The following is a 6,330-nucleotide window of genomic DNA, read 5'->3' as shown; positions in this document are numbered from 1 at the left end:
CGAGCGCGTGGATGTGGCCGGGCGGTCGTGCCGCCGCGTCGGGCAGATGGAACGCGCCGACAGGAGGGACTTCCGGTTTGTACGGGGGGTGATTGCTTCGTCATGTCGGTCACCGAGTAGGGAAATCGCTCACGGCCCATCCAAACCGGTTTGGGTCGAAGGCGCGACGATTCCTCTGGTTGAGCACGATCTGGAGCCGCACTTTGGAGCAAGGCGCCAGTGTCTCCTCTGGCGCTTCACGGCCTGCGTGGCAGGCGAACGATTCCGCCGTTGCCCGGTGGAATCGTGACGGTATTTCGGCGGACCAACAGGTCAGGCGCCGAAACAGGGGAGGCCAGCCGAGAGGGGCTGGCGGGCTATGGCCTCGTGGCGCGCGCTACAGGACGCATGTCGCCCGGGGCATGAACAATTATCCAGAATCAGAGCAAAAGATCAAGTTTACGAAATTATGCCCCGGCGGGCGGCCCGATAAGGGTGCGGCAAGTTGACGATCCGGCGATGCCGCCCTGTCACGTGCGCTCGAGCATCTTGATCGCCGCGGCGGCCGCGCCCGCACGGGTCTCGACATGGAGCTTGCGGAACAGGTGTTCGAGATGCTTGTTCACCGTGCGCGCGGCGATGCCCAGAATGTCGCCGATATCGCGGTTCGTCTTGCCGTGCGACACCCAGAGCAGCACTTCGGCCTCCCGCATGGTCAAGCCGAAGCGTTCGGCGAGTGCATTGCAATGCACGGTGTCGTCTCTTTCCTTGAGGATCACGATCCATTCGCCCGGTTCCGGGCCGCGCGTCGCGCTGGCCGAGCGGCGTATCGGGCCCGAGCTGAATTCGTGCACGGCGTCGCCCGGGGCGCCGCGCGCGAGCCAGTCGACGAACCACGTGCGCAGTAGCGCGGGCAGCTGCGTCGGCGCGTCGGTATCGCGTGCGGTCGTGGGTTGCCGGGCATCGGCGGGGGCGTCATGCGCGGTCGTGTATGCAGCGATATGACGCGCAGCCTGCGGGCTCTGCCACCGAATCGTGCCGTCCGCGCCGACGATCAGCGCCGCGCGCGTGTCGAGCGACAGTGCCGCCTCCGCGTACAACTGCGCACGTGAACGCCGTACATGGGCGCCGATGCGTGCGCACAATTCCTCGGGCTGCACCGGCTTGGTCACGTAATCGATGCCGCCTACACGAAAGCCGCGTACGACATGTTCGCTCTCCGTCAACGCAGTCATGAAGATGACGGGCAGATGCTCGTGGCGTCCATCCTGCTTGATCCGCACGCATGTTTCGAAGCCGTCCATGTCGGGCATCATCGCGTCGAGCAACACCACGTCGGGTGTCACGCGCGCGAGGCGTTTGAGCGCATCCTCGCCGGACAGCGCGACGATCACCACGTAGCCGTGCGCCTGCAGCGTGTCGGAAAGAAAGGCGAGGTTCTCCGGCGTGTCGTCGACGATCAGGATCATGGGCCCTTCGCGCAGCCACGCGGCCGGGTCGCCGGCGATCGGGGAGGCCGCGATCGTGGTGTGCGGGTCACGCGTTCGCGCCGCGCGCGAGTCGGTCAAGTTCATGCTCGAGTTCCCTTAGCTGAAAACGTTCCGCCAACGAGCGCAACGCGTCGATTTGATCCCGCAATCCGGGCCGGGCCTCGCGGGCAGCGTCGAGCGCTTCGATCACGCCCTGTACGTAGCCGACTTCGAGATGCGCATGCAGATGTTCGATGAGCTCGCGTGGCCACACGGCGGGCGTGGGCGGCTGTGTCGCCGCCGGTCGCGCGCTGGCGCCGGCGTCCGATGCGATCCAGTCGAGCGCCAGCAGTTGCGCGAGCTTGTCGAGCAGCAGATTCACCTGCAGCGGTTTCACCAGATAGCCCTTGCATCCGGTCGCGCTCGCCCGATCGCGGTCGTCGGCGAATGCGTTCGCGGAGAGCAGCACGATGGGCGCGTTCGACAACTGATTCTCGGAGATCAGGCGGCTGGTTTCGTAACCGTCCATCAGCGGCATCGAAATATCCATGATGATCGCGTCGGCCGTGTGCATCGCCAGCCAGCGCAGCGCATCGGTGCCGCTGGCGGCTTCAGCGACGTCGAAGCCGAGCGGCGTGAGCAATTGCACGACGATGTCGCGCTGATCGTCGAGGTCGTCCACCACGAGAATGGTGCGGCGCGCGCCCGTATAGCCGCGAATCGACGCGAGTTCGGCGTGGGTTTCGGCCGCCGCGTCGACGGCCGGGGCGAACAGGCGCACCACGAAGCGCGTGCCGTGCCCGACTTCGCTGTCCACTTCCAGGCTGCCGCCGAGCGCTTGCGTGAGCAGGCGGCAGATCGTGAGCCCGAGACCGGCGCCGTGATCGTACGCATGGGCCGCTTCGCCGCGTTCGAACGGCAGGAACAGGCGCTCCAGTTCGGCGGGCGGGATGCCGGGGCCGGTATCGATCACCTCGAATTTGAGCGTATCGAGCACGTGGCTGACGCGCAGCGTGATCGTGCCGCTCGACGTGAAGCGGATCGCATTGCCGATCAGGTTGGTGAGGATCTGGCTCATGCACTTCTGGTCGGTGCGCACGGTGGCGGGCAGCCGACCGACTGTCTGCACGTCGAAGGCGAGCGCCTTTTCGAGCGCCTGCGGACGCAGCATCGACGTCAGGTGCGCGACGAAATCGGCGAGGGATACCTTGGCGACGTTCAACTGAAGCTTGCCCGCCTCGATGCGCGCGATGTCGAGCAGGCCGTCGACGAGCGCGAGCAGATGCTCGCCGCTGCGATGGATCGTGCGCACGGCGTTGTAGCGCATGGGCGTGAGTTCTTCCTTCGCCTGCAGCAGTAACTGTGCGTAGCCGAGAATGCTGTTCAGCGGCGTGCGCAGCTCGTGGCTCAAGCCGGACACGTAACGGCTCTTGGCCTGGTTGGCCGATTCCGCGGCGGCGGTCGCGCGCTTGAGCGCCGCGTCGGTTTTCTGATGCGCGTCGATTTCGAGCATCAGCAATTCGTTTTGCCGCTGCGACTCTTCCTGCGTGACGCGGCGGTTTTCGCGCTCCAGCACGAACCACCAGGCCGCGATGCAGCCCACCAGCGAGAGCGCGAGAAAGATATTCAGAAAGCTGCCCGAAAGCGCATGAGCGATCGATGGCCCGGCGGCGCGCATCGAAGTCGCGCTCTGCGCCCAGATCAGATAGAGCACGCTGCCCAGCACCGCGAGCATGGCCAGCACGAGGCTCGCATAGTGAACGAGGCGCAGCGCGGCGGGGCCGAGCCGCGCGCCCGGCAGCACGCGATGCAGCGCGCGGTCGGCCTGCGACGCGAAGCGTGCGTGCGGCTTGCAGCGATCGTGGCAGCGCGAATCGAGCGAGCAGCACAGCGAGCAGATCGTGCCGCCATAGGCCGGGCAATGCGCCGTATCGTCGGGTTCGAAGGTGTTTTCGCAAATCGCGCAGCGCAGCGAAGTGGCGTCGCCGGTCGGTTGCGCGGCGCGGGCAATGTAATAGCGGCCGCGGGTGAGTACCGCGAGCAGCGGCGCGCAGGCGAACGCCGCACCGAACGCGATGAACGACGACATCGCCTGGGCGAGCACGCCGAACAGGCCGCTGTGCGCGAGCATCGCGACGGCGGCCGCGATCAGCATCGCACCGACGCCCACGGGGTTCACGTCGTAGAGATGCGCGCGCTTGAACTCGATATGTCGCGGGCTATAGCCGAGCGGCTTGTTGATGACGAGATCGGCGAACAACGCGCCGATCCACGCGATCGCGATGTTCGCGTAGAGCGACAGCACCTTGGCGATCGCATCGAACACGCCCATTTCGACGAGCAGCAACGCGATCATGACGTTGAACACGAGCCATACCACGCGGCCCGGATGGCTGTGCGTGAGCCGCGCGAAAAAATTGGACCACGCGAGCGAGCCCGCATAGGCATTGGTCACGTTGATCTTCAACTGCGAGACGATCACGAACAGCGTCATCGCGGGCAGCGCCCAGCTCGCGAGCCCCAACGGATCGAGCAGCAGATGATAGGCGACGAGGTACATCTGCGTCGGCTGGGTGGCGTGGGCAGAATCGACTTCGTACTGCAGCGCGATGAAGGCGAGCAATGCGCCGCCCAGCATCTTGAGCGCGCCGGGCACGATCCAGCCCGGCCCCGTCGAGAGCAACGCGAACCACCAGCGCGTGCGGTTCTTCGCGGTGAGCGGCGGCAGGAAGCGCAGATAGTCCACCTGTTCACCCACCTGCACGATCAGCGCGAACACGACCGTCGACGCTTGACCGAACGCGATCAGGCTGAAAGCGCGGCCTTGCGGCGCGAAGCCCGCGAAGGTGGTCCATTGCGCGATCAGGTCGGAATGGCGCCACAGCACGGCTGCGTAGGGCAGCACGAACAGGACGAGCCACAGCGGCTGCGTCCAGCTTTGCAGGCGGTTGATCAGCGTGATCCCGAACATGACGATCGGAATCACCACGAGCGAACTCACGACGTAGGCGATCGCCAGCGAAATATGGAAATACAGCTGAAGCGCGAGCGACATGATGGCCGCTTCGAGCGCGAAGAAAATGAACGTGAACACCGCATACAGCAGTGACGTGACCGTCGAGCCGATATAGCCGAAGCCCGCGCCGCGCGTGAGCAGGTCCATGTCCACGCCGTAGCGCGCCGCGTAATAGCTGATGGGCAAGCTGGTGAGCCAGATCAGCACGGAGACGGCCGCAATGGCCCAGACCGCGTTCGTGAAGCCGTAATTGACGACGAGACTGCCGCCGATCGCTTCCAGCACCAGAAACGACACCGCGCCGATCGCCGTATTGGCCACGCGCAGCTCCGACCAGCGCCGGAACGAGCGCGGCGTGAAGCGCAGCGCATAGTCCTCGAGGGTTTCGTCGCCGACCCAGGCGTTGTAGTCGCGGCGCACCTTGACGATGCGTTGCGTACCGGGCGCGCCCACTGACGGGTGACTCTGGGACATGACGATGATCCGAAATGGTGCGAAAGCGGCACGAGCGGGGCGCGGACGGCACAACGGCGGACCACGCCGCTCAGGAGCGCCCTGCAATGCAAATTACATTCCAGCCCGCGCACCGGGAATACGTCGATTGACGTATTCCGATCCTCAAATTGGCTTCCTACATTGCGTCCAACCTCGACCCAGCCCGCAGCGACCCGCGCCGGGCACCCGATAAGGAGAACGTGATGTCAGCAGACGATCGATTCGATGACGATGCCCGGATGCCTTCGCCGCTGCGCCGGAAAATGCTCGGCGGTCTCGCCGCCGCGCCGCTGATGGCGCTGGGCCTGCCGCGCGGCGCGTATGCGCAGACGCCGCCCACGGCGAAGGTCAACACCACGCGCCTCGCGGTCACGGACACCACGGTGACGGTCGGCCAACTGCACTCGGCCACGGGCACGATGGCGATTTCCGAAACCGGCTCGATCCAGGCCGAGCGCCTCGCCATCGAACAGATCAACGCGATGGGCGGCGTGCTGGGCCGCAAGATCCAGATCATCCAGGAAGACGGCGCGTCCGACTGGCCGACCTTCGCCGAAAAGTCGAAGAAGCTGCTGGAGAACGACCACGTCGCGGCCGTGTTCGGCTGCTGGACCTCGGCCTCGCGCAAGGCGGTGCTGCCGGTGTTCGAGAAGGACAACGGCCTGCTGTATTACCCGACCTTCTACGAAGGCCTCGAACAGTCGAAGAACGTGTTCTACACGGGCCAGGAAGCGACCCAGCAGATTGTCTGGGCGCTCGACTGGGCCTCGAACACGAAGAAGGCCAAGACCTTCTTCCTGATCGGCTCCGACTACATCTGGCCGCGCACGTCCAACAAGATCGCGCGCCGTCATATCGAACAGCATCTGCACGCGAAGGTGGTGGGCGAGGAGTATTACCCGCTCGGCACGACCGAATTCGCGTCGCTGATGAACAAGATCAAGCTGGCGCGCCCGGACTGCATCTTCGCGACCGTGGTGGGCGGCTCGAACGTGGCGTTCTACAAGCAGCTCAAGGCCGCGGGCATCACGCCGCAGAAGCAGTTCCTGCTGACGCTGTCGGTGACCGAGGACGAAGTGCTCGGCATCGGCGGCGACAACTTCGCGGGCTTCTATTCGTCGATGAAGTACTTCCAGTCGCTCGATAACGACAACAACAAGAAGTTCGTCGTGGCGTTCAAGGCGCGCTACGGCCAGAAGTCGGTGATCGGCGACGTGACCCAGGCCGCCTATCTCGGCCCGTGGATCTGGAAGGCTGCGTGCGAGCGCGCGGGCAGCTTCGACGTGGACAAGGTGGTCGCGCATTCGGCCGGCATCGAAGTGGCGAACGCGCCGCAAGGCTACGCGGAAGGTGATGCGAACCACCATCTGT

3 protein-coding genes are annotated in these 6,330 nt (G+C 65.3%); 1 reads left to right on the top strand and 2 read right to left on the bottom strand.

Annotated elements, in window-relative coordinates; genetic code table 11:
• Positions 1-509: 509 nt before the first annotated feature.
• Positions 510-1,448 carry a response regulator transcription factor gene (locus JMF90_RS19265; protein WP_011547487.1) on the bottom strand — a complete coding sequence of 313 codons (939 nt, stop codon included), beginning with the start codon at positions 1,446-1,448 and terminating at the stop codon, positions 510-512.
• A gap of 67 nt (positions 1,449-1,515) precedes the next feature.
• A complete protein-coding gene (locus JMF90_RS19260; RefSeq protein WP_011547488.1) occupies positions 1,516-4,938 on the bottom strand; it encodes an ATP-binding protein in 3,423 nt (1,140 codons plus the stop codon).
• 224 nt (positions 4,939-5,162) lie between these two features.
• Here JMF90_RS19260 and JMF90_RS19255 point away from each other — a divergent pair.
• Positions 5,163-6,330 (top strand): transporter substrate-binding protein (locus JMF90_RS19255; RefSeq protein WP_201325323.1); only part of this gene is annotated, 1,168 nt, incomplete at its 3' end.

It is taken from the genome of Burkholderia sp. E168m23, assembly GCF_016586125.1.
GTDB classification, from domain to species: Bacteria; Pseudomonadota; Gammaproteobacteria; order Burkholderiales; family Burkholderiaceae; genus Burkholderia; species Burkholderia orbicola.
This window is presented reverse-complemented; position numbering and strand designations above follow the sequence as displayed.